The sequence below is a fragment of the Faecalimonas sp. genome (assembly GCA_029264305.1).
GTDB lineage: Bacteria > Bacillota > Clostridia > Lachnospirales > Lachnospiraceae > Faecalimonas.
Genome location: JARICA010000017.1, coordinates 139,132 through 162,941, shown reverse-complemented (window position 1 = coordinate 162,941; position 23,810 = coordinate 139,132). Strand labels below are relative to the sequence as shown.

Below are 23,810 nucleotides of genomic sequence, written 5' to 3'. Positions count from 1 at the left end.
AATAAGGAGGGAAATATATGGAAAAAAACAAAGGAAGAGCAAAAGCATTATTACCAATTGTTGTGTTTTTAATTATTTTTTTAGGATCGGGGGTCATAACAGGTGATTTTTACACTATGCCAGCAATTGTAGCATTTTTAATTGCATTATTAGTAGCGTTTTTGCAGAACAGAAAACTCACATTTGGGGAAAAAATGCAAGTAATATCGAAAGGTGTGGGAGACGAGAATATTATCACAATGAGTTTGATTTTTCTTTGCGCAGGTGGATTTTCAGGTGCGGTTACAGCGGCAGGTGGCGCGGAAAGCACAGTGAATTTTGGATTATCAATTTTACCATCTAATATTGCAGTAGTAGGATTGTTTGTTATTGGGTGTTTTATTTCGGTGTCCATGGGGACCTCTATGGGAACAATTGCAACACTAGCTCCTATTGCAGTTAATATTAGTGAAAAAACTGGATTTTCGATGGCAATTTGTATAGGTGCTGTTGTGTGTGGTGCAATGTTTGGGGATAATCTTTCTATGATTTCGGATACAACGATTGCAGCGGTAAAGACACAGGGGTGTGAGATGAAAGATAAATTTAAAGCAAATTTCTTTATTGTGCTTCCAGCGGCAATTATCACAATTGCAATCTTCTTTTTTATGACAAAACAGGGAGAATTCACTTTGGCTAAAGAATTGCCATATAATGCATGGAAAATACTTCCGTATATTGTTGTACTTGTGGGAGCATTAATAGGAATAAATGTTTTCGTTGTACTGATTACTGGAACAATACTTTCTTTGATTGTAGGCGTGGTAACAGGAAGTATTGCTTTGGGTGATGTTTTTGTAGCTGTTTCAGGGGGAACGATAGGGGATAAAACTATTAGTGGTGTAACGGGAATGTATGATATTACAATTATCTCGATTGTAGTTGCATGTATTGTATCTTTAGTAAAAGAATATGGTGGAATAGAGTTTGTTTTAAATCTAATCAAGAAAAAAATAAAAGGGAGACGAGGAGGAGAGTTGGGAATTGCGGGACTTGCACTATTAGTTGATGTATGTACAGCTAATAATACTGTTGCGATAGTTATGGCAGGACCAATAGCAAAAGAAATTTGTGAAGAATATCATATTAGTCCAAAACGATCAGCCTCACTTTTAGATATATTTACATCGGTAGGCCAGGGAATGATACCATATGGGGCGCAATTACTTTCAGCAGCAACATTGACAAAGTTGACACCATTTGAAATTATGCCATATTTATACTATCCGATTTTAATGGCAATTAGTGCAGTTTTATTTATTTTCTTTCGCAGTGAAAGGGTGAAGGAATAATTCACAAAAAGATGTTTGTACGCATGTCTTGATTTGGTTAGGTATGGGACGACAAAGGAAACAAAAGAATATTTTTAAGAATAAACTAAATAAAAAATGATAGTGAATTTTTTAACAAAGGAATTGCAAAAAAACTTTTTCAAGAATGGAAAAATAAGGGGAAAAGGATTAAAAAAACCAATAAATGCAGGATTTTAAAATAAATCCTGCATTTTTCTATGTTTAGCATTCAATTAATGCATTTTAAAACTTTTAAATGAAGTGTAAAAATAATAAACTTTCAGGAAAAATATTGACTTTTGGAAATAGAAATGAGATAATAAGACAAATTTGGAATTTCAAGGAGGAACATAATATGTCAACAAAAGCTTATTATCCACTTAGCGAAATCGGTGCTGGAAAAACAGGTTTTTCTAAAACTCGTTCTATCATCGAAGCAGCATTTTATGGAAACAATGTAGTAAAAGTGAGTACATTAAGAGAGGCATATGAATTAGCAAAAAATTCACCAGGAACAATCGTAACAGATATGCCTGTATATAGAGGAGAAGAATTTGGTCTTGATAAAGATGCAAAAGTTCTTTTATTTAATGATGGAGCAGTAACAGGACGTTATGCAGCAGCACGTCGTATCAAAGGAGAACCAGGTGTAGATGCAGCGAAACTTGATAAAGTAACAATGGATGCTGTTTATGAATCACGTTGGAAAACAATGTATCATGCAGAAGTTTATGTTGGTCTTGATCCAGAATTTATGGTAAAAGCACACCTTCTCATTCCTGAAGGAGAAGAAAATATTATGTATAACTGGATGTTAAACTTCCAGTATATGTCTGACGAATATGTAAAAATGTATAAAAACTCAAAAGCAGTTGGAGATGGAAAAGAACCAGATATTTATATTTTCTCTGATCCACAGTGGATTCCACAAGAGAGACCGGATGTTGACTATAGCTGTTTAAGCGATCCTCTTACATTATGTTATTTTGATACAGCAGAGAACTGTGCTTGTATTCTTGGAATGAGATATTTTGGAGAACACAAAAAAGGAACACTTACTATGGCATGGGCAATTGCTAACAGAAATGGATATGCTTCATGTCACGGTGGACAGAAAGAATACACATTAGCTGATGGTTCTAAATATGTAGCATCTGTATTTGGTTTATCAGGATCAGGTAAATCAACATTAACTCATGCTAAACACAATGGAAAATATCCAATTACTGTTCTTCATGATGATGCATTTATCATTAATACAGATACTTGTTCATCTGTAGCATTAGAACCTACATACTTTGATAAAACAGCAGATTATCCAACAGGATGCCCTGATAATAAGTTCTTATTATCAGCACAGAACTGTTCAGCAACTTTAGATGAAGATGGAAAAGTTCAGTTAGTAACAGAAGATATTAGAAATGGTAATGGACGTGCATTGAAGTCTAAATTATGGTCACCAAACCGTGTGGATAAGATTGACGCACCAGTAAATGCTATTTTCTGGATTATGAAAGACCCTACAATTCCACCAGTAGTAAAATTAAAAGGTGCTGCATTAGCATCAGTTATGGGTGCAACACTTGCAACAAAAACATCTACAGCAGAACGTGTTGCTGCAGGAACAGATTTAAATGCTCTTCGTATTGTTCCTTATGCAAACCCATTTAGAACATATCCATTAGTAAATGACTATGAAAAATTCAAAAAATTAGTGGAAGAAAAGAACGTAGATTGCTATATCATCAATACAGGTGATTTCATGGGCAAAAAAGTTCAGCCAAAAGATACATTAGGAATTTTGGAAACAATTGTAGAAAACAAAGCAGAATTTAAACAGTGGGGTAATTTTGAAGATATCGAAATCATGGAATGGGAAGGATTTGTTCCAGACTTAAATGATGAAGATTACAAGGCGCAGTTAAAGAATGCTATGCAGAACCGTGTAAATGCAGTAGAAGGATTTGCGACAAAGAAAGACGGATATGATAAACTTCCAGAAGAAGCTTTAGAAGCACTTCAGAAATTAGTAGAAGAAGTTTAATAAAAAAATTAATGAGAAATAGAATGTGCATCGCACATTCTATTTTTTGTGTTATAATAAAATGAAAAATAAACAATTAATAGGGAGTTAATATGGATAAATATATGGAAATTGCTCAAAACATAGTGGAAGAAGTTAAAAAAGTTGTTATAGGAAAAGACGACTGCATTCGAAAAGTTATGGCAGGAATTTTGTCTGGAGGACATATTTTGATCGAAGATATCCCAGGGGTAGGAAAGACAACGCTAGCATTGGCATTTGCGAAAAGCATGGGAATGAATTGGAATCGTATACAATTTACTCCAGATGTACTTCCTACGGATATTACTGGATTTTCTATGTATGATAAATATATAGGAGAATTTCGTTATCAAGAAGGAGCGGTTATGTGTAATTTTCTGTTGGCAGATGAAATTAATAGGACTTCTCCGAAAACACAATCAGCATTACTTGAGGTAATGGAAGAAGGAACAGTTACAGTTGATAAAGTGACAAGAAAAGTTCCGAATCCATTTGTTGTTATTGCTACAGAAAATCCAAGTGGTTCAGCTGGTACGCAAATGCTTCCTGAATCGCAGTTGGATCGTTTTTTCATTTCATTGACAATAGGATATCCAGAAATCGAGCATGAAATTGAAATTATAAAAGGAAATCTAGAAAGAAATTTGTTGAAAAATGTTCAACCAATCATTAGTGCAGAAATGCTAATTTCGATTCAAAAAGAAGTAGAAAATGTTTATATACATGATGTAATCTATAAATATATTGCTGCACTTATTACAATGACAAGAAATCATCCAATGATCGAATTGGGAATTAGTCCAAGGGGAACAATTGCGCTGACCAAGATAACAAAAGCGATAGCATATTTGTCAGGTAGAGATTATTGTATCCCAAGTGATGTAAAAGAAATATTCTACAATGTTGCAAGACATCGTATTCAATTGAATTTCAAAGCAAGAACAAATCATATACAAGTAGAGGATGTTGTAGAAGAAATTTTGAATAAGGTGGAAGAACCCACACCGAAGAGGAAATAGAGAATGAAAAAAATAATCTATTTTATAATAATGGGAATAACAATTTATTTGAACATATTGTACGAGTGGAAAGAAGGAGCATTAGTTCTTTCAGCAGAAATAGTGTTCTTCATTTTATGTTTATTAGAGAGTTATTTTGTACAATTAAAATCGACTGCAAGAATAATAATTGATAGAGAAATAATTGAACAAGGAGAAGAAATTTCAGTTTGCGTGGAGATACAAAATAAAAGTGTTTTCCCAACAGAAATTCAAGGAAGATTCTTTGTTCAATATGGGGAAGAAAAAAAGAAGAAACAACAAATATTGAAAAATTATATGCGGGGAAGAAAAGAAGAAAAAATTACTAAATATATTTCAGCAGAAAAATGTGGGAAAATGATAGTTGGACTTCCACAAATACGTGTTTCGGATTGGTGGGGAGGATTTTCTTTTCCAAAGAAAATAAAAGCGCGTGAAGAAATTCTAGTTATGCCAAACTTATGTCAAGTGAACTTGATTGTAAGTTATGGGACTAGATGGTTTTTGAGTGAAGCTGAGGAATATGCGAAAGATAAAAGCGGTGACGACAATACAGAAATTTATGAAATTAGAGAGTATAGAAATGGAGATCGTATGCAGAAAGTGCATTGGAAAATTAGTGCAAACCAAGAAGAATTATATGTTAAGGAGTATAGTTATCCTTTAGGAGCTGGAGTGATTTTTTTCTTGGTAGGCGGAACAGTAGAAAAATATAAGCGGCAAAATATTTCAATATTTTTACAAGGAGTTGCTTCGATTTCTATGGCAATGCTTGATAAAAAATGTGTCCATTATATAGCTTGGAAAATGAAAGGAGACGCATTTGTTTGTAGAAGATTGATAAAAGATGAGGAAACTTTTTATCAATTTATGTTAGAATTCTTGGAATTGCAGATAGATCAACTAGAGGAAAATGTAGTTGATCAATATTGTTATCAATATAGAAATGAGGCACATTCTAGTAAAATTTCTTTTACCAATACATTGGAATTACAGGTGAATCGGCAAGAAACATTGCAAATAAATCAAGAATTGCAGCAGTTTTTTGAAAACGTAGAAATTGTTGTTTAATAGGGGAAAAGGATGAAAAAAATAAATATAAGGGAACAAATAATGCAATTAATTTATATAATTATTGCGCAATTTGGTGTTTTGTTTTCTGTTACGGAAACATTTAGGATACGATATAATCAAGTGATAGTGTATATTTGTATTGTGGTGCTTTCTCTTCTTTTATATGCTCTGCTACAAAATAAAAAATATGGGAAAATTTTGTTTGTAGGAAGCCTTATTTTATCAGAAAGTATACTCTTTTTTTTAAAAAGGAAAAGTTTGTTTAAAGAAGTAGATAACATTGGAAACCTTATAAAAACACATATGAAAAGTTATGTAGAAAGAGGAGAAATTATACATCTATATGAGGATCAAAAATTTACAGTGGGATTATTGTGCGTTTTGATTTTAGTAGCAGGGATAATTACTTTTACTATTGTGAAAACAAAGCGATCATTAGGGGTAATGGTAATTAGTTTGGTTATTTTTTGTATACCATTTATGGCAGGAGAAGAACCAAATGGAAAAACACTCGCTTGTATAGGCATTGTTTTAGTAACAATAGGACTTTCAAGGGGAAAAGGAATTGCAGAAGCAGATAGGCATCTAGTAAGATGTTTAGGAATTGGAATGGGGGTACTATCTGTTATTATAGGATCAATATTATTTCAAACATCTATTCAAAAAGGTGTGAATTATACAAAAAAATATCAGGCAAGTATTATAAAATTTTGGAAGGATAGGACTTCGGATATTTTCAAAGAAAAGTCTGGTGTAGGAGGAGTGAACGGAGGTGAACTTGGAAAAGTTGATAGATTAGAAGATGATGATAAAATACATTTGAAAATAACTGTCGAAAAAAAAGTGAAAGACAGAATGTATCTGCAGGGATTTATTGGAGAAACTTATATAGAAAATAAATGGGAAGAAATAAAAGGATATGAAGATACTGGAATGATATACAGTATGTTGAGAAATCGAGAGGAATTCTCTTCCTCTTTAGATACAATAGAGATTGAGTATGTTGATGCAAATAAAGCGTATTATTATCAACCATATGGAAGTTCGCTGTATGGTGGGAATCGTAAGGAGTTTGGTGATAAACAGATATTAGAATATTACCCATATGATATTGTAAAAGCATTTCCAGCTTCAAATGAACTTAAAAATTTTGAAGAGATATATGGGAATAGTTATAATGATAAATATAAAAGAGTCAGTGAAAAAGTGGTTGAAAACTTTTCAAAAGAAGTTGGAAAATCTATACGTGGAACAAATGTGGATTTGGTTGCTGAAGAGATAAGAGAAGTATTGCGAAGACAAACGGAGTATTCGTTGCATCCTGGAAAAACACCGAAAGACAAAGATTTTGCAAAATATTTCTTTTTTGAAAATAGGAAAGGCTACTGTACACATTATGCAACGACAGCAACTTTGTTTTTTCGTATAAAAGGAATTCCGTCACGATATGTTTCTGGATATTTAGTTGAACCAGAAGAATTTAAAAAACAAAAAGATGGAAAATATACTGCGGTAATTACAGGAAGAAATGCTCATGCATGGGCAGAAGTCTATTATTCTGGGGGAGGGTGGCTTCCAGTGGAAACAACACCAGGTTATACAAGGAGTAAAAAAAGTTCCATGGGAAAAGAGCAGGTTCATAAAAAGATAGAAACCACAACACCAAAAACGAATGAAAAATTACCACAGACAGAAGAAAATAATAAACAGAAAGAAAAGAAAAAAGAGGAACACAAAGAAAAAACTCCAGAGATGTTTCAAATTATTATATGCATCCTAGTATGTGCAGGAGTTTTTGGGAGCAGTGGAACTATTTATTTATTGCAAAAGAAAAAAAGAAAGAAAAATCCAATGCTTAGCAATAATGAAAAAATTCAACAACTGTTTCATCAAATTTATCAAAATCTTTTGAAGAAGAAAAAGATAAGTGGAAAAGAAGAATTAAATCAGGAATTTTTGGAAAAGATATGTTATGCATATCCAGCAATTTCAAGAAAAAATGGAGAAAAGATGCTTGATCTTGTATATCGTGCGAATTATGGAAAAGAGCAATTAAAGAAAGAAGATTATTTATTATTAAAAAGCATCTTGTCAATACTTGAAAAAGAAAAATAGATGATTTATAATGTACTCATAGACCTGAAATGTTCGATAACTTCTGTTATTTTGAACCTACAATACTTTAAACGGGATTCCTATATCTCTGTAATATGTCAAGCCTCCATTCTTGCAGTGGAAGACAGAAAAGCAGATGCGGTTGCCCACCTAGCAGACTGCTAGGAGTCAAAATACAGAAACCGGCATTTTGGGGAACACAAAAGATAAGCACAGTCGTAATAAAGCCCTGTATTTATAAGGTAGTATTTTCAAACGCAATAGTTACAGGCATTACAAGATTGATTAGGCACTATTCGGAAGGATGGTGCCTTTTGTATTAAGAAAACCACGCAATAGTCGCGTGGTTTTTTCACCGAAATAGCGAAGGAAAGTATTCTTTAATGAAAACTAGAGAAGACATAAAAGATATCCTATGCACACAAACGAAAATATTTTTATAGGACGATATAGCTAATAGCATCGCTATTAAAACTTGTGGATAACTGTAAAATTGCATTTTTTAAATAGTAAGAAATGAGAATGAAGGAGAAAATGGAAACATACATATAGAAAAAAGGACAAGAGGTATAATGTGAAAAAGTGGATGTATAGTTGGGGAATTTTTTTATGTGTGTGTTTAAGTGTTGGTTTGTTAAGTTTACTTGTGGATAAAGAACGGAAGGAAAGAAAGGAACCGTATCCAATAAAAGCAATAGAAGAGAAGAAAAACGATGACGAAAAGATGATCCGTGTAATACTTAAAACAAATGGATTTAGAGAAGTGGAACATAAAGAAATTGTCTTGAAAGCAACATCAGGAATAATTTTGCAATTTGATGGGAAAGAAAAAGAATGTAATGCAAATGAAGAAGTGAGAATTTTACCTGATGATAAAATGTTTCAAAAGGGAGAAATAAAGGTATCGGCTAAAGATAAGGGAGATAAAATAACGATTGTTTCCCTAAAAAGAGGAGATGGGATACCATCCTATAGAGGAAAATTGGAATTATATAGTTCGTCAAAAGGGATAACAATTGTAAATGAATTACCTTTGGAGCAATATTTATATGCGGTTGTACCAAGTGAAATGCCAGCTTCTTATTGTATTGAGGCTTTAAAAGTACAAGCGGTTTGTGCAAGAAGTTATGCAGAAAAGCAAACAAGAGGATTTGGATATCCAAAGTATAAGGCGAATGTAGACGATAGTACAGAGTATCAAGTATATGGAAATTCAAATGAGCAGGAAAGCGCTATACAAGCAGTAAATGAAACTAAACAGGAAAAAGTTTGGTATAAAGGTGAGGTTGCCACGACATATTACTTTTCTACATCTTGTGGCAAGACGACAACAGCCGAGGCGTGGGGAAGTCAAAAAACAAAACAAAACGAATATTTATGTTCTGTTGATATAGCAGAAAATGGAAATGCATATGAGAAAAACTTACCGTGGTATCGGTGGTCAGCAAAAATACCAGAAAAAGTATTGGAGAAGTTGATTGAAAAAAGTACAAAAATGGATATAGGAAAATTGTGTAGTGTTGCAGTGACAAAAAGAGGAGATGGAAATGTTGCGCTTCAACTTGTTGCTATTGGAGATAAAAAGAAAGTTACAATAAATACAGAAAATAAAATTCGAAGGGCATTAGGCGGGGAGGGATATTTTCTTCAACGGCAAGATGGGAAAAAGGTAAAAAGTATGGAACTTTTGCCAAGTGCTTTCTTTGAAATAAAGAAAATAGGAAAAGTATATAACCTAACTGGAGGAGGATATGGACATGGAATTGGAATGAGTCAAACAGGAGCCAATGAAATGGCAAAGAAAGGGAAAAACTATAAAGAAATTTTAAAAATATTTTATAAAGATATTGAAGTAAGAAAATAGAGTTTACGTAATCTTGAAGAAAAAATGAAAGTGTGTTATTATTTCTTTCATAGTAATGAGAGCCAACATCAAATGTGTTGGCTTTGATTTTCATAAAAGAGAGTGAGGAATAGAAGTGAAGAAATGGTTGAAAAGAATAAATCAGTTGCTAGCAGCCGATGAGAATGACCATACAAGTGCATACGCTGCAATGTCAGCGTTTTTTTTCGTGCTTTCATTAATTCCGATTATTTTGTTACTTTTAACTCTAGTACAATATACTTCATTAACAAAAGTAGATGTGATGTCTGCGGTTGCACAGGTTGTACCAGATTCTATTACACCTACGATTTTAGCAATTGTTAATCAGGTGTACAACCAATCTATAGCAGTTATTCCTATTACTATTCTTGTAGCAATGTGGTCTGCAGGCAGAGGGGTTTTAGCTGTAACTTCGGGACTGAATTGGATTTATGATAGCCGTGAAACAAGAAATTATTTCTATTTACGGATACGAGCAACATTTTATACGGTTTTATTTATTGTTGTTATTGTGCTAACACTTGTTGTACTTGGATTTGGGAATAGCATCAGTGTGTTTGTGGAGAAACATATTCCTTTAGCATCGCAGATTACAAAATTTATGATTGAAATTAGAACAGTAGCTGCATTTTTTGCCTTATTACTTTTTTCTCTATGTATTTATAAATTTTTGCCAAATAGAAAAGATAAACTTTTAGAACAACTTCCAGGGGCGCTGTTTACCTCAGTAGGATGGTTATTGACATCGTTCTTTGTATCAAAGTATATGGAAATATTTAAAGGATTTGAAGATATGTATGGGAGTTTAACAACAATTGTTTTAATTATGTTATGGTTATATTTTTCTATGTACATTATGTTATTGGGCGGGAAAGTGAATGTGTATTTTCAGCAGAAAGAAATGGGTGAATAATATGGAATTGACGACACTTTGTTATATTGAAAAGGATGATAGTTACTTAATGTTACATCGTGTTAGCAAGAAAAATGATGTGAATAAAGATAAGTGGATTGGAGTAGGAGGGCATTTTGAATCGGGAGAAAGTCCTGAAGATTGTTTGTTGCGAGAGGTAAAAGAGGAAACGGGATTGACGCTTACATCGTACCGATTTAGGGGGATTTTAACATTTTTATTCAATGAAAATGAGGCGGAATATATTTGTCTTTACACTGCAGACGGTTTTGAGGGAGAAATACAATCTTGCGATGAGGGGACGCTTGAGTGGGTTCCCAAAAGTAGAATTCCGGAATTGAATCTATGGGAAGGGGATAAACTTTTCTTCGATTTGTTGGATAGAAATGCCCCTTTTTTCTCTATGAAATTAGTATATCAGGGAGATACATTAATTGATTGTGAAGTGAATGGAAATGCATACGCTTTGTAATACTAAACTTAGTAGTATCTGTAGTAATTTTCTTCTATTATTTGATCGAAATGTTTCCTTAAACTTAAAACTATATGTTGTCATAAAAATACCGACCTCCAATCGTTAGATCTTTAAGTCTAACTTTCGGTGGGCGGTATAATGATTTTGTTGGAAGATGTCTTTTATTATTAGAAAATTTTTGTAGTCCATTTTGTACAATCCCAAACTTCAGTGACAACATCACGATAAAATTCAGGTTCATGACAAATTAAGAGGATACTTCCACGATATTCTTGTAATGCTCGTTTTAATTCTTCTTTTGCATCTATATCTAAATGGTTTGTTGGTTCATCTAAAAGTAATATGTTTGTTTCACGATTGATTAACTTACAAAGACGAACTTTTGCTTGTTCACCACCACTTAGAACACGCACTTGGCTTTCAATATGTTTTGTTGTTAAACCACATTTTGCAAGGGCAGATCGGACTTCATACTGTGTGAAAGAAGGAAATTCTTTCCAAATTTCTTCGATACAAGTTGTTGTGTTATTTTGCGCAGTTTCTTGTTCAAAGTAACCGATTTGTAGATTCTCTCCCAATTCAACAGAACCATTGAGTGAAGGGATAAGCCCAAGAATACTTTTTAAGAGAGTTGTTTTACCAATTCCATTTGCACCAACAAGAGCAATTTTATTTCCTCGTTCCATAGATAACGTAAGGGGACTAGACAGTGGTTCGTCATAGCCGATGACAAGGTCTTTTGTCTCGAAAATATATTTGCTTGGAGTGCGTCCAGTTTTAAAATGAAATTCTGGTTTTGGACGTTCGGCAGCAAGTTCGATAATATCCATTTTATCTAATTTTTTCTGGCGAGACATGGCCATATTTCTCGTGGAAACACGCGCTTTGTTTCGAGCAACAAAATCTTTTAACTCATTGATCTCTTGTTGTTGGCGTTTGTAAGCGGATTCTAGTTGCGCTTTTTTGACTTCATAGACTTCTTGAAAATGTTCGTAATCTCCAACATATCTATTCAATTCTTGATTTTCCATATGATAAACAATATTGATAACATCATTTAAAAAAGGTATGTCGTGGGAGATTAGAATAAATGCATTTTCATAATCAATGAGATAACGCTTCAGCCATACGATATGTTCTTCGTCTAAATAGTTTGTAGGTTCATCTAACAGAAGAATATCAGGCTTTTCTAATAAAAGCTTGGCAAGAAGGACTTTTGTTCGTTGTCCACCACTCAAATCTGTTACATCTCTTTCTAAACCTATATCTAATATACCTAGAGCCCGGGCGACTTCTTCAATCTTGGCATCAATAACATAAAAGTCATGTAGAGTTAGAGTGTCCTGAATGCTGCCAAGTTCATCCATTAATAATAACATTTCTTCTTCGTCAGCATTTCCAAGAGAGTCACAAATAGTATTCATTTTTTGTTCTAATTGAAAAAGATAAGAAAAGGCAGATTTCAATACATCGCGGATTGTCATTCCTTTTTCTAAAACAGTATGTTGATCTAAATAGCCTACATGGACATTTTTTGCCCATTCAATTTTTGCTTCGTCGGGTTGCAATTTTCCTGTTACGATATTTAAAAAAGTTGATTTTCCTTCGCCGTTTGCACCGACAAGACCAATATGCTCGCCTTTTAATAAACGGAAAGAAACATCTTCAAAAATAGCACGGTCACCAAAACCGTGAGATAAATGTTCAACGTTTAATATACTCATAGATAACTCCTTAATGTACATTCATTTTCTTTCCTATTTTACATGATAAACATCTTTTTGTCATTAGAAATTATGTAAATAAGGACACCCAAAGGTGTCCTTCAAAGTTATTTCATTGTTCCTTGTGTTAAAATAGATTTTACATGTTGCTTTTCTTCAGGTGTTGCTTTTGCAGCAGGTATATAATAATTTTTTTTACGAGCAATGTGATAGAGTTTTTCTTGTGACATTTCACATTCGTTACGTAACTGTTTTAAGCACGCTTTTAATTCTTTATTTTCTGTTTGTGGAATCATTTCTCCAAACATTTTTAATTCACCATTTATACTTACAAGAGTATCAGATACCATTGTTTTTTCGTCCATAATTACCCTCCTATAAGAATTTTAACAATTCTTCTTTGTTTTTCATTGCACTATCGGCACTATCTTGAAAAAAATTTTTGACTTCTGAATCTTCTGAAAAAGATGCATAGTCAGTCATTTTACAATAAGTTGTAGAATAGCCACCAATAAGATGGCGAAGATTTTGTAAATCCAATATAGAAATTTCCTCCATTATATTTTCCTCCTTAATATATTCAGTATGCAACAATGATAGTATGTCTTGTATAGAAAAAAATTATTCGGAAATAAGACTAGACATATAAATAAAAGAAAGAAATAATTTACGCATAGAAGGTGTTGAATGGTACATTGCCTCAGGATGCCATTGTACACCGATTGCGAAAGAATAATTAATTAATTCGATTCCTTCGATGATTCCATCAGAAGTGGTAGCAGAGGAAATGAGTCCTTTTCCTAATTGATCTATGGCTTGATGGTGAAAACTATTTGTATAGGCTGTTTTCCCAATAAGTTTATGTAATAGCGTTCCGGATTTTGTGGTAACTTTGTGACTGATATCTTTTCGGGAAGAATGTTGCATATGGCTAATACAATCGCTTCCTTTTAAAGAGATATCTTGATAAAGTGTTCCATTACAAGCGATGTTAAGAAGTTGCATTCCTCTACAAATAGACAAAATTGGTTTGCCACTTAACATGACATATCGCATAAATTGAAGTTGAAAATAGTCAAGGGTAATATTGGTTTCTCCTAGTTTTTCTAAAGGTTCTTTTCCAAAAAGAAGGGGGGTAATATCTCCTCCACCACAAAATAAAAAACCATCACAAAGAGAAATATATTCCTGAAGAACAATATTTGATTTAACTAATGGAATGATAATAGGAAGTCCACCGGAATAATGGATGGATTGAATATAAGAGTTTGTTACAAACTGTCTGTTTTCTGAAAAACCACAGATGATAATAGCAATTTTAGGTTTCATGTTGTTTATTTTTCCTTTTTGTATAGTATATACTATACAAAGAAAAAGATACCGGAGGTAAGGATAATGACAGGATTAATTGATTTACATTGTGATACAATTTGGAAATTAATGGATGCAAAAAAGAATGCGAATTTAGAAAAAAATGATTTTTGCGTAAGCATAGAAAAGATGAAACAAGCAGATACAATGGTACAATTTTTTGCTTGTTTTGTAGATGTTGGTGCATTTCCTAAAAAAGAACAGTATGAAAAAGGGTACATATATGTAAAAAAAATGATAGAACGAATGAAAAAAGAAGTAAAAAATTATTCTGGAAAGATTGCATTTGCAAAAAATGGAGAGGAAATAGAAAAGAATAGACAAGACGGAAAAATCTCTTCTATTCTTACATTAGAAGAAGGGGGAGTATTTAATGAGAAAAAGGAACGAATAGATGAATTTTGGAAAGAGGGAATTCGTTTAACAACAATTTTATGGAATTATGAAAACTGTATTGGTTATCCGAATAGTAAAAAACAAGAAATTATGTGTAAAGGATTAAAACCATTCGGATTTGAAGTTGTGGAAAAGATGAATGATTTAGGGATGATTATTGATGTGTCGCATTTATCAGATGGAGGTTTTTGGGATGTAATAGAAAAAAGCAAGAGTCCGATTGTGGCGTCGCATTCTAATGCAAGGGAAATTTGCTTACATCCAAGAAATTTGACAGATGAGATGATACGAGCATTGGCAGAAAAAGGAGGTGTGATCGGGGTAAATTTTTATCCTAAATTTCTTAAGAAAAATGGAAAGGCAGGAGTTGATGATATTGTTTTACATCTTAAACATATAATCAATGTAGGCGGAATAGATTGTGCCTGTATTGGAACAGATTTTGATGGATTTTCAGGAGAAAGTACGGAAATAAAACAAATGGGACAAATGGATTTGCTTTATGAGGCATTACAGAGAAATGGGATTAAAGAAAAGGATATTGAAAAAATTTGGAGAGAAAATGCAATGAGGGTTATTAAAGAAGTGATATAATTGTAATATAAATGTAACAAAAAGTGTGTTGACAGTGCAATCCCCTTTTATTAAAATATTAGTGTACTAACAGTGATAGTACACAATAAACGGTAGAAAGGAGAAAATATGATTGCAATTGATTATCAGAATAGGAAGCCGATTTATGAGCAGATAGTAGAGAAGTTTCAAAAGTTAATTTTAAAAGAAATTTTGCCTTCGGGAAGTCAAATGCCGTCTGTGCGTTCTTTGGCAGTAGAACTTTCTATCAATCCCAATACCATTCAAAAGGCTTATATGACCTTAGAGCAGAATGGATACATATATTCTATTAAAGGACGAGGAACTTTTGTCGCGGAAAGCACTGAATTGAAGGAACAGAAAAAACAGTCTTTTCTAAAAAAAATAAAGGAACTTGTCATAGAGGCAAAAGAATTGGAAGTTTTGGAAGAAGAATGTATGAATATGTTTAAGAACTGTTGGAAGGAGGAAAATAGTTCATGATTGAAGTGCGGAATGTCTGCAAAACATTTGATGGAATTAAGGCTGTTGCTCATGCTAATACAAAAATTATGGAAGGCCAGATTTTTGGACTAGTTGGAAGTAATGGGGCAGGGAAAAGTACTTTTCTTAGAATGTTGAGTGGAGTTTTGAAGGCAGATGAAGGGGAAATACTGATAGATGGAAAATCTGTTTATGAGAATATAGAGGTAAAAGAAAATATTTGCTTTTTGTCTGATGTGGCATATTTCCCAGCTAATGCAACAGGAAAAACAATGCGAGATTACTATGCAATGTTTTATAAGAACTTTAATTCTTCTCAGTTTAATACATTGGCGGAGAAGTTCCAATTAGATATTTGCCGAAAGATCAGTACATTTTCAAAAGGAATGCAAAAACAGATGTCTATGTTGTTGGGAGTGTGTACAAATACAAAATATTTATTATGTGATGAAACATTTGATGGGCTTGATCCAGTTATGCGTCAAGCAGTAAAAGGATTGTTTGCGGCAGAAGTAATGAATAGGGAATTTACACCGATTATTGCCTCTCATAATTTAAGAGAATTAGAAGATATTTGTGATAGTATAGGGCTTGTACATCAAGGTGGAATTTTGTTTACAAAAGATTTGGAAAATATGAAATTTCATATTCATAAAGTACAGTGTGTGATTCCAAATCAAGTACAGGAAGAAAGACTTCTTGCCGAGTTAGATGTGCTTTACCATGAAAAGCAAGGCTCCATATTAAGTTTCATTTCTAGAGGAACAAGAGAAGAAATTATAGAAAGAGTTGAGGAAAGAGATCCTATATTTGTGGAAACGGTTCCATTATCTCTTGAAGAAATATTTATCAGTGAAATGGAGGTGGAAGGATATGATGTCAAAAATTTCCTACTTTAAACTGATAAAAGAAGATATAAAGAAAAGAGCATGGCTTTTGCTATTATCGATTACAATTTTCGTTGTGATTATTCCTATATTAAGTGCGATTAAAATAGAAGGGGCATTGCCAGGAGGGGTGAGTAGTTCTTACGCAAATTGGAAAGAAGTTAAAAATTGGTTTGTTATGGAAATGGGGTTTTTTAATAAATATTTATGGTTTTCCATTATTGTGGGTGGAATATTAAGTGGAATAACTTCCTTTTCTTACTTATACTCAAAAAGACAAATTGATTTTTATCACAGTCTTCCAATAAAAAGAGAAACGTGGTACTTCGTAAACTGTATAAGTGGAATTATTCAGATTGTTGTTCCATACATAATAGGATATATTTTTATGCTAATTATTGGTGCAATGAAAGGTGTTGCAAGCCAAAAACTTTTTCAACAAAGTGGTTCTGTAATGGGAGTTACGATACTTATATTTTTGTTGATATATGGAATAACCGTTTTGGTAATAATACTTACAGGAAAATTGCTTGTAGGAGTATTAGGAATAATAATATTTTTAACATGGGGTTCTGTTATTGTAGCATTAAAAAATTATATTATGTTGCAAATTTTTGATAATTATATGGTAGAGGAAAGTATATCAGGGTTCGTTGACAACATGATTGGAAGAGGAGCATGGTATTCCCCTATATTAATTTCTAGGAAAATCGAAGAGTATAATCAATTAGGCAAACCAATGTTTCCGATTATTATTACAATGATTATTATGATTATTCTCATTTTTACTGTAGGTTTATTGGCATTTAAAAATAGAAGATTAGAAAATGCTGGGAAAGCGGTTGCTTTTTCAAAAGTTGAATCTATAGTACAGAGTATTATTACGATAACAGCAGGAATGTTTTTTGCGGTTATTGTAAGTAGTCAAAATCAAGTAAAAGGAATGAAAATTGGTTGGATGTATGGAATAGCGATTATTTCTGTAGTAATTGTTTATGGAATTATTTCTTTTATTTATTATGGAGATATTAAAATGATATTCCAGAGAAAAACTCTGTTTTCTATTTGTGTTGGAGTAACATTGATTTTTCTTACAATTATTAGATTTGATGTTTTTAAATATGACAAATATATTCCTAATAGAGAAAAAATAGAGTCGATGTCAATAGATTCTTATGATGCAAATTATTTGTTAGATTATAGAAGTCGGTGGAAAGGGGAAAATTATAAACAAAATTTAGAAAAATTAAAAATAACAGATTTTAATGAAATATATTCTCTAATAGAGGAAACTCTTCGAAAAAATGAAAAAAATGATGAAGAAAAATCAGTTATTAATGTGGGATATTACTTAAAAAATGGAAGAAAAATCTATAGAAGTTATCATGTTGATAGGAAAAAGTTGTTTCGTTGTATGGATAGGATGATGTTAGAAGAAGGGTATAAAAGAGAGGTTTTAAAAGGTGGAGAAATAGAAGCTTCAAAAATAAATACAATTAATTTTGAGAATATACGAGCAGAAAATATTTCTATTAAATTAAACGAAAAGGAAAAAGAACTTTTACTTGAAACCTATTATAAGGATATGGAAAAATATCCACTATCAGAAGTTTTTGATGGAGAAATTGTGGGAAAATTATATTGTACAGGAAAAGGGACAGAATATATGTTATATGTTTTTGAAGAGTATAAAAGTGTTATTAGTAATCTGAAAAAATATTGTGATGTTCCTGGCAAAATTTTGCAATCAGAAGTACAGTATATTACCGTAGAAGATTATAGAAAGCCACATAAAATGAGAAATATCATTATTCAATCTGAGGACAAAGAAAAAATTCAAAAATTATTAGGGTGTTTAACTTATACAGAAATAGGAATTTTTAATACAGAAGTAGAACCAAATATAAATGTAACAATTTCAACTGATCGGGGGTCAATTAGTGCATTGATAAAGAAAAACAAAGTGCCAGATTTTTTAAATAAGTAGATAAAATAATAAAACGAAAGAAAAGGTGAGTATAAATGAAAAAGACAAGGAGAATAAATAGTAGAAATAGACGCAATAGAAGACGAGCAATACTAATTAGTAAAATATGTATGTGTGTGTTGGCTTGTATAGCGGTAATATTTGGATTAAGGACTGCTGCAAAAATGGTTTTTCAAGAAGAAACACAAATTACTTTGAAACCATCCGTAGTTAAAATTCGTGAAGGAGAGCAACTTCCAGAAATTAAAGCATTCATCACAGTGCAAGGCGAAACAGACACAGTTCTAGATAAAAAAACGGGGAAAACGGTGAAAGATTTAGTGGCTGAGTTAAAAAGGGGAGAAAATTATACAGTTAATTGTAAGGCAGATGGAAAAAATGAAGGAAAGTTTCCAGTAGAGATTGTTTTGCAAAAAGAGATAAAAGAGAAATTAGATAACGAATGGAAAGGAAAAGTGTCTATTCAGACAAATAAATCGACGCTTCTTGTGAAAAACGCTTTGGGTGATTGGGAAGGAAATAAATTCAAAAAAGTAGATGGACAGTATGCGAAAAATGAATTCATCAAAATGAAAAAAGGAACATATTATTTTGATGAAAAGGGAGAAAAAGTAACAGGAGAAAAAAAGATAGGGATTAAACAGTGTGTATTTTCTTCTGATGGGAAATTAGAATCAGAGAAATTTATAGGATTAGATCCGACAAAACCGATGATAGCGTTAACATTTGATGATGGGCCAGGGCCGGAAGCGGGAAGAATTTTAGATGTATTAGAAAAATATAATGCAAGAGCAACGTTTTTCATGGTAGGACCATTGGTAAACAAATATCCAGAAACAGTGAAGAGAATCTCAGATTTAAATTGTGAATTAGGGAATCATTCTACAACTCACAAAGACTTAAGGAAGTTAGGGGTTGCAGGGATTAGGAAGGAGATACAGACAACTTCAGATGCGATCGTGAAAGCGACAGGTGGAAAAGGTCCTACAGTAATGCGACCACCGTATGGTGGAGTTAATCCGACTGTAAAGCAAACCGTTGGACTTCCGATTATCATGTGGTCTGTAGATACAATGGATTGGAAAACAAGAAATACACAAAAGACAATAGATAGTGTGATGACATATGCAAAAGATGGAAGTATTGTTTTGATGCATGATATTCATAAAGCTTCCGTAGATGCTGCGGTTCAAATTATTCCTAAATTGATTGAAAAAGGGTATCAATTAGTAACTGTAAGCGAATTGGCAGAAGCTAGAGGTGTTCATTTGGAAAATGGAGTGAAATATTCTCAATTTAATCGATAGAAAAAAGATAAAAAATGTAATTTAATTTTATTCCCTCCTAAGTAGGTAAGATGTATAATCATAATCTATTTAGGAGGATTTTTATAAAATTATGTAGAAAGACAAATACAAAAAAGGTATAATAGGAAAAAAAGGAGAGTGTTTTATGAGTAGTTTTTGGGTGATTGGAATAGGTGTTATTGCAGTGATTTTCATTTATGTTTTAATTGCGTATAACGGATTTGTGAAATCAAAAAATTCTATTGAAGAAGCATTTAGTACAATGGATGTGTATTTAAAGAAACGATGGGATTTAGTGCCTAATTTAGTTGAAACAGTGAAAGGGTATGTAGAACATGAACAAAGTACACTTAAAGAAATTGTTGAATTAAGAAATTGTTCATACGAGAAAATGCCAATTAATGACAAGATAAATCAAAATAATTTACTTAGCAAAGAAATAAATCAACTAATGGCTTTGGTTGAAGCTTATCCAGATTTAAAAGCAAATACAACTTTTATGGAATTGCAGTTAGAATTGTCAAAAATTGAAAATGATATTGTGCAATCTAGAAAATATTTTAATGCAGTTGTGAAAGAGTATAATAACAAAGTAGAAATGTTTCCTAGCAATGTGGTTGCAAGGATTATGCATTTCACAAAAAAGGAACTATTTGTAGTAAATGAGGAAGAAAGAGAAAATGTAAAGGTAAATTTTAAATGAAAAAAGCAGTAAGTTCTTTTATTAAAATTATAAAATATATTTTTTATGGTTCTGTAGCCATTGTGTTGCTTGTTAATATGTTAAGGGGTGTTGATGATTACTTTGGTACAGATGATAAACAAGTTAAAGTAGCGGATGGATTTACAATTGAAAATTATCAAATTATTTTGGACGTTAAGCAGGATAACAAGGTAGATGTAAACGAAAATATAACTGTTAATTGGAATGAAGAATATCATCATGGGCTTGTGAAATTTATTCCACGATGGTTGGAATATACAGGGAAAGATAAAAAAACAATTAAGAGAAAATCAAATGTGTTAGATTTAAAATCTACAAGCGATCCGTATAAATTAGATGTTATGAAAAAAAAGGATCGAATTCGTCTAGGCAAAGAAGATGAGTATGTGCCATTAGGAAATAAAAAATATGAAATTCAATACACCTATGATATGGGGAAAGATCCATTTAAAAATTTTGATGAATTTATATTTCATGCATACGGTGATTATTGGGGAACAGAAATAAAAAATGCATCGGTAAAAATAATCATGCCTAAGAAATTGGAGAAGTATAACATTCATTTTTTTACTGATAAATATCGTGTTAACGATGTTACGAAATTTGTAGATTATACAATAGAGGGAAATGTAATTGAGGCTAAATTTAACCAAGAAAAATATGCAAAATATCAAAAAGAGCAATATTGTAAAATTAATGGACATAGAGAAAATGAAGAATGTAAAGTGTCTGAGGACTCAATGTATAATGGAAACTTGGAACGTTCGTTGACAGTTGATATTGAATTGCCTGATGATTATTTTGTGGGAGGTAGTTGGACATATGGATGGGGATCTTTTGGTATTAGTATAGTTGTCATTTTGTTAACTATTTACACTATTTATACGTGGTACAAATATGGGAAAGATTTTCCGAAACGAGCAGTAACAGTAGAATATTATCCAATGGACAACTTAAATGCGGCAGAAATCGGATATATTTACGGAAATCATTCAATGAATAAATTGACTATTGCTTTAATGATTCAACTTGCCGCTAAAGGATACATAAAAATTGATGAATTGAAAAAGAGAAAAATTCAAATTACTAATTTGTGTTCTACTCCATGGAATGAACATCAAAAACAAATAGTTGCATCAAAACCATTGAGCGCATTGGAGAAGATTGTATATAATCAATTATTCCTTAAAGAAAATGTTATTATTGTTAGTGAGCATAAAACACTTTACAAAGCATTTGAAAAAGTAGAAAAAAAATTAACATCAAAAATAAAAAATCTAGTAATTGATCGTGTAGCTACAAAGAAAATGTATACTTCGATTGCTATTACAATTCTTACGGTTATATTGAATTATATTAGTTACTTTGTTGTTGAAGATATGAATCCGAGTTGGAGCATTTTATATTGGATTTCAATGGGGTGTATAGTTGTTAATCTTGTGTTTACGATTTTTATGAAAAGAAAAACAAAGTATGGAGAAGAAATCAGTGCAAGAATTAAAGGATTTAAAAATTTTTTAGAAAAAGTTGAAAAACCAAAATTAGAAGAATTGGTTATGGAAAATCCTAGTTATTTTTATGATATTTTGCCATACACGTATGTATTAAATATTTCAAAAAAATGGATTAATAAATTTGAAGATATTCAAATTCCTAAACAAGATATGGGAACACTTAATTATTATAACGATCGCTCCTATTATTGGATTTATAACAATGTTGAATATCCAGAAAGCTCTAAAAGTAGTTGGTCATCAGGTGGAGGTGGTGGATCTTCAAGAGGTGGAGGTTGTTCATCATGTGGAGGTGGTGGTTCTTGGTAGAAAGATTTGTTATGCAGTGGCATTTGAGTGAAACTTGTAATTTAAAGTGTGCTCATTGTTATCAAGAAGATCACGTACCAGTACAATTATCCTTTGAAAAGCTAGAAATTATTTACAAACAATACAAACGTTTATTAAGTAAGTTAAATATGAAAGGGCATATTAATATTACAGGTGGAGAACCGTTATGCAATCCTTATTTGTTCAAAGTTTTGGATTTGATAAAAAAAGATAAAGAGAATATTTCGTTTTCCATATTAACGAATGGAACATTAATTACAGATGAAATTGCTAGAAAAATTAAAAGTTATAATCCGTATTATGTTCAAGTTAGTTTGGAAGGTGGGAAAAAAACAAATGATGCAATACGTGGAAAAGGAACTTATAAAAAAATCGCAAAAGGTATTCATTATTTAAAAAAATATGATATTTATACTTCCATTTCTTTTACTGCAAGTAAAATGAATTACAAAGAATTTCCCAAAGTTGTTTGGTATGGAAGAAAACATCATGTAAATAATGTGTGGTCAGATCGTTATATCCCGTTGGGGGATGGAGAAAATCGAGAAAATGTATTAAGTTTAAATGAAACACAAGAATATTTAAAAAGTATGTATAAAGAAAAAATGAAATTGAGAAAACAACATAGCCATACAAATATTTCAATGAATCGAGCGTTACAGTTTTTGATGACAAATGATTTTGCATATGGATGCACGGCAGGAGATTCGTTACTAACAGTGATGGAGAATGGGGATTTAGTTCCGTGTCGTAGAATGCCCATATACATAGGAAATGTATTACGAGAAGATATGTATGAATTGTATACGCACAATTTGATTTTACAAGAATTACGCATTCAAAAAGTTCCGGATGAATGTCAAAAATGTGAACATTCTTATATGTGCCATGGAGGGTTGAAATGTTTATCTTATGCACTTTATAATGATTTTCATTGTAAGGATGTAGGATGTAACGTACAATAATAAAGCAAAATATTTTTAAGAGTTCGAAACCATTAATGGAGTGAGATTAGTAAAATCTCGCTCCATTAATGGTTTTAGAACGTTATTTGCTATGAGATAAATACATTTTTATTAAACAAAATTTTTCATGGTAGAATAAAAAGCTATGCTATAGGACACAATATGTTAAAAATCAGTATTGTGGAGGAATAATGTATGATTGGATTTTTAATTGCACTGTTGTCTGGGGCATTGATGAGTGTGCAGGGAGTTTTTAATACACAGGTTACCAAGGTGACAGGAATGTGGGTGTCAAACGCTTGGGTGCAATTGTCTGCATTTTTATTTTGTTTAGTAGCGTGGATATTTTCTGGACGAGATAGTGTAGTTACTATTGCTAAAGTTGAACCAAAGTATATGTTACTTGGAGGAGTGATTGGGGCAGGTATTACGTGGACGGTTATTAAAAGTATGGAAAAATTAGGGCCAGCGAAGGCAGTATTAATTATTGTTATTTCACAATTGCTTATCGCATATGTTATAGAAGTTTTGGGATTGTTTGGAGTAGAAAAACAACCGTTTGAGTGGAGAAAAGTGATTGGTATGATAATTGCTTTAATTGGAGTGGGAATTTTCCAGTGGAAGTAGTTG

21 protein-coding genes and 1 other RNA gene are annotated in these 23,810 nt (G+C 32.1%); 18 read left to right on the top strand and 4 right to left on the bottom strand.

Features of this window, described 5'->3' with window-relative positions; translation table 11 throughout:
* Positions 1-17: 17 nt before the first annotated feature.
* The 9 genes from ACY2U7_RS05280 (at position 18) to ACY2U7_RS05240 (ending at position 10,895) form a co-directional block, all read left to right on the top strand.
* Positions 18-1,331: a Na+/H+ antiporter NhaC family protein gene (locus tag ACY2U7_RS05280; protein WP_461816001.1), complete on the top strand. Its 1,314-nt coding sequence runs from the start codon at positions 18-20 to the stop codon at positions 1,329-1,331.
* 355 nt (positions 1,332-1,686) lie between these two features.
* Positions 1,687-3,375 carry a phosphoenolpyruvate carboxykinase (ATP) gene (locus tag ACY2U7_RS05275; RefSeq protein ID WP_461811654.1) on the top strand — a complete coding sequence of 563 codons (1,689 nt, stop codon included), beginning with the start codon at positions 1,687-1,689 and terminating at the stop codon, positions 3,373-3,375.
* Between the two features lie 92 nt (positions 3,376-3,467).
* The gene (locus ACY2U7_RS05270; RefSeq protein WP_461816000.1) at positions 3,468-4,415 is read left to right on the top strand and encodes an AAA family ATPase; all 948 of its coding nucleotides are present in this window, start codon (positions 3,468-3,470) and stop codon (positions 4,413-4,415) included.
* Positions 4,416-4,418: 3 nt separating this feature from the next.
* Complete coding sequence (locus tag ACY2U7_RS05265; RefSeq protein WP_461811656.1) at positions 4,419-5,507, top strand: DUF58 domain-containing protein; 1,089 nt, start codon at positions 4,419-4,421, stop codon at positions 5,505-5,507.
* Between the two features lie 42 nt (positions 5,508-5,549).
* Positions 5,550-7,625: a transglutaminase-like domain-containing protein gene (locus ACY2U7_RS05260; RefSeq protein WP_461868091.1), complete on the top strand. Its 2,076-nt coding sequence runs from the start codon at positions 5,550-5,552 to the stop codon at positions 7,623-7,625.
* A gap of 18 nt (positions 7,626-7,643) precedes the next feature.
* A non-coding RNA gene (gene ssrS / locus ACY2U7_RS05255) (6S RNA) lies at positions 7,644-7,826 on the top strand.
* 373 nt (positions 7,827-8,199) lie between these two features.
* The gene (locus ACY2U7_RS05250) at positions 8,200-9,489 is read left to right on the top strand and encodes a SpoIID/LytB domain-containing protein (RefSeq protein WP_461811658.1); all 1,290 of its coding nucleotides are present in this window, start codon (positions 8,200-8,202) and stop codon (positions 9,487-9,489) included.
* Between the two features lie 115 nt (positions 9,490-9,604).
* Positions 9,605-10,423 carry a YihY/virulence factor BrkB family protein gene (locus tag ACY2U7_RS05245; RefSeq protein WP_461811659.1) on the top strand — a complete coding sequence of 273 codons (819 nt, stop codon included), beginning with the start codon at positions 9,605-9,607 and terminating at the stop codon, positions 10,421-10,423.
* A gap of 1 nt (position 10,424) precedes the next feature.
* Complete coding sequence (locus ACY2U7_RS05240; protein WP_461815998.1) at positions 10,425-10,895, top strand: NUDIX hydrolase; 471 nt, start codon at positions 10,425-10,427, stop codon at positions 10,893-10,895.
* 170 nt (positions 10,896-11,065) lie between these two features.
* Here ACY2U7_RS05240 and ACY2U7_RS05235 read toward each other — a convergent pair whose 3' ends face one another.
* The 4 genes from ACY2U7_RS05235 to ACY2U7_RS05220 form a co-directional block, all read right to left on the bottom strand.
* Entirely contained in the window at positions 11,066-12,622 is a 1,557-nt protein-coding gene (locus ACY2U7_RS05235; RefSeq protein ID WP_461815997.1) for an ABC-F family ATP-binding cassette domain-containing protein, read from the bottom strand.
* 107 nt (positions 12,623-12,729) lie between these two features.
* A complete protein-coding gene (locus tag ACY2U7_RS05230; protein WP_461811662.1) occupies positions 12,730-12,987 on the bottom strand; it encodes a spore coat protein in 258 nt (85 codons plus the stop codon).
* Between the two features lie 10 nt (positions 12,988-12,997).
* Positions 12,998-13,180 (bottom strand): hypothetical protein, encoded by a 183-nt coding sequence (locus ACY2U7_RS05225; protein WP_461811663.1) that lies wholly within the window; start codon positions 13,178-13,180, stop codon positions 12,998-13,000.
* Between the two features lie 63 nt (positions 13,181-13,243).
* Positions 13,244-13,951 (bottom strand): gamma-glutamyl-gamma-aminobutyrate hydrolase family protein, encoded by a 708-nt coding sequence (locus ACY2U7_RS05220; RefSeq protein WP_461811664.1) that lies wholly within the window; start codon positions 13,949-13,951, stop codon positions 13,244-13,246.
* A 66-nt stretch (positions 13,952-14,017) separates the two neighbouring features.
* Here ACY2U7_RS05220 and ACY2U7_RS05215 point away from each other — a divergent pair, with 66 nt between their 5' ends.
* From ACY2U7_RS05215 to ACY2U7_RS05175, 9 genes are all read left to right on the top strand, one after another.
* The gene (locus ACY2U7_RS05215) at positions 14,018-14,983 is read left to right on the top strand and encodes a dipeptidase (protein ID WP_461815996.1); all 966 of its coding nucleotides are present in this window, start codon (positions 14,018-14,020) and stop codon (positions 14,981-14,983) included.
* Positions 14,984-15,091: 108 nt separating this feature from the next.
* Entirely contained in the window at positions 15,092-15,466 is a 375-nt protein-coding gene (locus ACY2U7_RS05210) for a GntR family transcriptional regulator (protein WP_461811666.1), read from the top strand.
* Positions 15,463-16,365, top strand: a complete 903-nt coding sequence (locus tag ACY2U7_RS05205; RefSeq protein ID WP_461811667.1) for an ABC transporter ATP-binding protein — start codon at positions 15,463-15,465, stop codon at positions 16,363-16,365. Before ACY2U7_RS05210 ends, ACY2U7_RS05205 begins: the two co-directional genes overlap by 4 nt.
* A complete protein-coding gene (locus tag ACY2U7_RS05200; protein ID WP_461815995.1) occupies positions 16,340-18,340 on the top strand; it encodes a DUF6449 domain-containing protein in 2,001 nt (666 codons plus the stop codon). Before ACY2U7_RS05205 ends, ACY2U7_RS05200 begins: the two co-directional genes overlap by 26 nt.
* Positions 18,341-18,375: 35 nt before the next feature.
* The gene (locus ACY2U7_RS05195) at positions 18,376-19,647 is read left to right on the top strand and encodes a polysaccharide deacetylase family protein (protein WP_461815994.1); all 1,272 of its coding nucleotides are present in this window, start codon (positions 18,376-18,378) and stop codon (positions 19,645-19,647) included.
* A gap of 145 nt (positions 19,648-19,792) precedes the next feature.
* Positions 19,793-20,350: a LemA family protein gene (locus tag ACY2U7_RS05190; RefSeq protein WP_461815993.1), complete on the top strand. Its 558-nt coding sequence runs from the start codon at positions 19,793-19,795 to the stop codon at positions 20,348-20,350.
* Positions 20,347-22,194: a DUF2207 domain-containing protein gene (locus tag ACY2U7_RS05185; RefSeq protein WP_461811671.1), complete on the top strand. Its 1,848-nt coding sequence runs from the start codon at positions 20,347-20,349 to the stop codon at positions 22,192-22,194. The genes ACY2U7_RS05190 and ACY2U7_RS05185 overlap by 4 nt, the downstream gene beginning before the upstream one ends.
* Positions 22,170-23,180 carry a radical SAM protein gene (locus ACY2U7_RS05180; protein WP_461811672.1) on the top strand — a complete coding sequence of 337 codons (1,011 nt, stop codon included), beginning with the start codon at positions 22,170-22,172 and terminating at the stop codon, positions 23,178-23,180. Before ACY2U7_RS05185 ends, ACY2U7_RS05180 begins: the two co-directional genes overlap by 25 nt.
* A gap of 195 nt (positions 23,181-23,375) precedes the next feature.
* Positions 23,376-23,807: a DMT family transporter gene (locus tag ACY2U7_RS05175; protein WP_461811673.1), complete on the top strand. Its 432-nt coding sequence runs from the start codon at positions 23,376-23,378 to the stop codon at positions 23,805-23,807.
* Positions 23,808-23,810 lie beyond the last annotated feature (3 nt).

Excerpts from the sequence above, each read along its gene's own strand:
- ACY2U7_RS05185 (WP_461811671.1), top strand. The coding sequence starts at position 20,347 with ATGAAAAAAGCAGTAAGTTCTTTTATTAAAATTATAAAATATATTTTT.
- ACY2U7_RS05225 (WP_461811663.1), bottom strand. The coding sequence starts at position 13,180 with ATGGAGGAAATTTCTATATTGGATTTACAAAATCTTCGCCATCTTATT.
- ACY2U7_RS05240 (WP_461815998.1), top strand. The coding sequence starts at position 10,425 with ATGGAATTGACGACACTTTGTTATATTGAAAAGGATGATAGTTACTTA.
- ACY2U7_RS05200 (WP_461815995.1), top strand. The coding sequence starts at position 16,340 with ATGATGTCAAAAATTTCCTACTTTAAACTGATAAAAGAAGATATAAAG.
- ACY2U7_RS05270 (WP_461816000.1), top strand. The coding sequence starts at position 3,468 with ATGGATAAATATATGGAAATTGCTCAAAACATAGTGGAAGAAGTTAAA.
- ACY2U7_RS05190 (WP_461815993.1), top strand. The coding sequence starts at position 19,793 with ATGAGTAGTTTTTGGGTGATTGGAATAGGTGTTATTGCAGTGATTTTC.
- ACY2U7_RS05265 (WP_461811656.1), top strand. The coding sequence starts at position 4,419 with ATGAAAAAAATAATCTATTTTATAATAATGGGAATAACAATTTATTTG.
- ACY2U7_RS05215 (WP_461815996.1), top strand. The coding sequence starts at position 14,018 with ATGACAGGATTAATTGATTTACATTGTGATACAATTTGGAAATTAATG.
- ACY2U7_RS05260 (WP_461868091.1), top strand. The coding sequence starts at position 5,550 with ATGCAATTAATTTATATAATTATTGCGCAATTTGGTGTTTTGTTTTCT.
- ACY2U7_RS05280 (WP_461816001.1), top strand. The coding sequence starts at position 18 with ATGGAAAAAAACAAAGGAAGAGCAAAAGCATTATTACCAATTGTTGTG.
- ACY2U7_RS05275 (WP_461811654.1), top strand. The coding sequence starts at position 1,687 with ATGTCAACAAAAGCTTATTATCCACTTAGCGAAATCGGTGCTGGAAAA.
- ACY2U7_RS05175 (WP_461811673.1), top strand. The coding sequence starts at position 23,376 with ATGATTGGATTTTTAATTGCACTGTTGTCTGGGGCATTGATGAGTGTG.
- ACY2U7_RS05235 (WP_461815997.1), bottom strand. The coding sequence starts at position 12,622 with ATGAGTATATTAAACGTTGAACATTTATCTCACGGTTTTGGTGACCGT.
- ACY2U7_RS05180 (WP_461811672.1), top strand. The coding sequence starts at position 22,170 with ATGTGGAGGTGGTGGTTCTTGGTAGAAAGATTTGTTATGCAGTGGCAT.
- ACY2U7_RS05205 (WP_461811667.1), top strand. The coding sequence starts at position 15,463 with ATGATTGAAGTGCGGAATGTCTGCAAAACATTTGATGGAATTAAGGCT.
- ACY2U7_RS05230 (WP_461811662.1), bottom strand. The coding sequence starts at position 12,987 with ATGGACGAAAAAACAATGGTATCTGATACTCTTGTAAGTATAAATGGT.
- ACY2U7_RS05195 (WP_461815994.1), top strand. The coding sequence starts at position 18,376 with ATGAAAAAGACAAGGAGAATAAATAGTAGAAATAGACGCAATAGAAGA.
- ACY2U7_RS05210 (WP_461811666.1), top strand. The coding sequence starts at position 15,092 with ATGATTGCAATTGATTATCAGAATAGGAAGCCGATTTATGAGCAGATA.
- ACY2U7_RS05220 (WP_461811664.1), bottom strand. The coding sequence starts at position 13,951 with ATGAAACCTAAAATTGCTATTATCATCTGTGGTTTTTCAGAAAACAGA.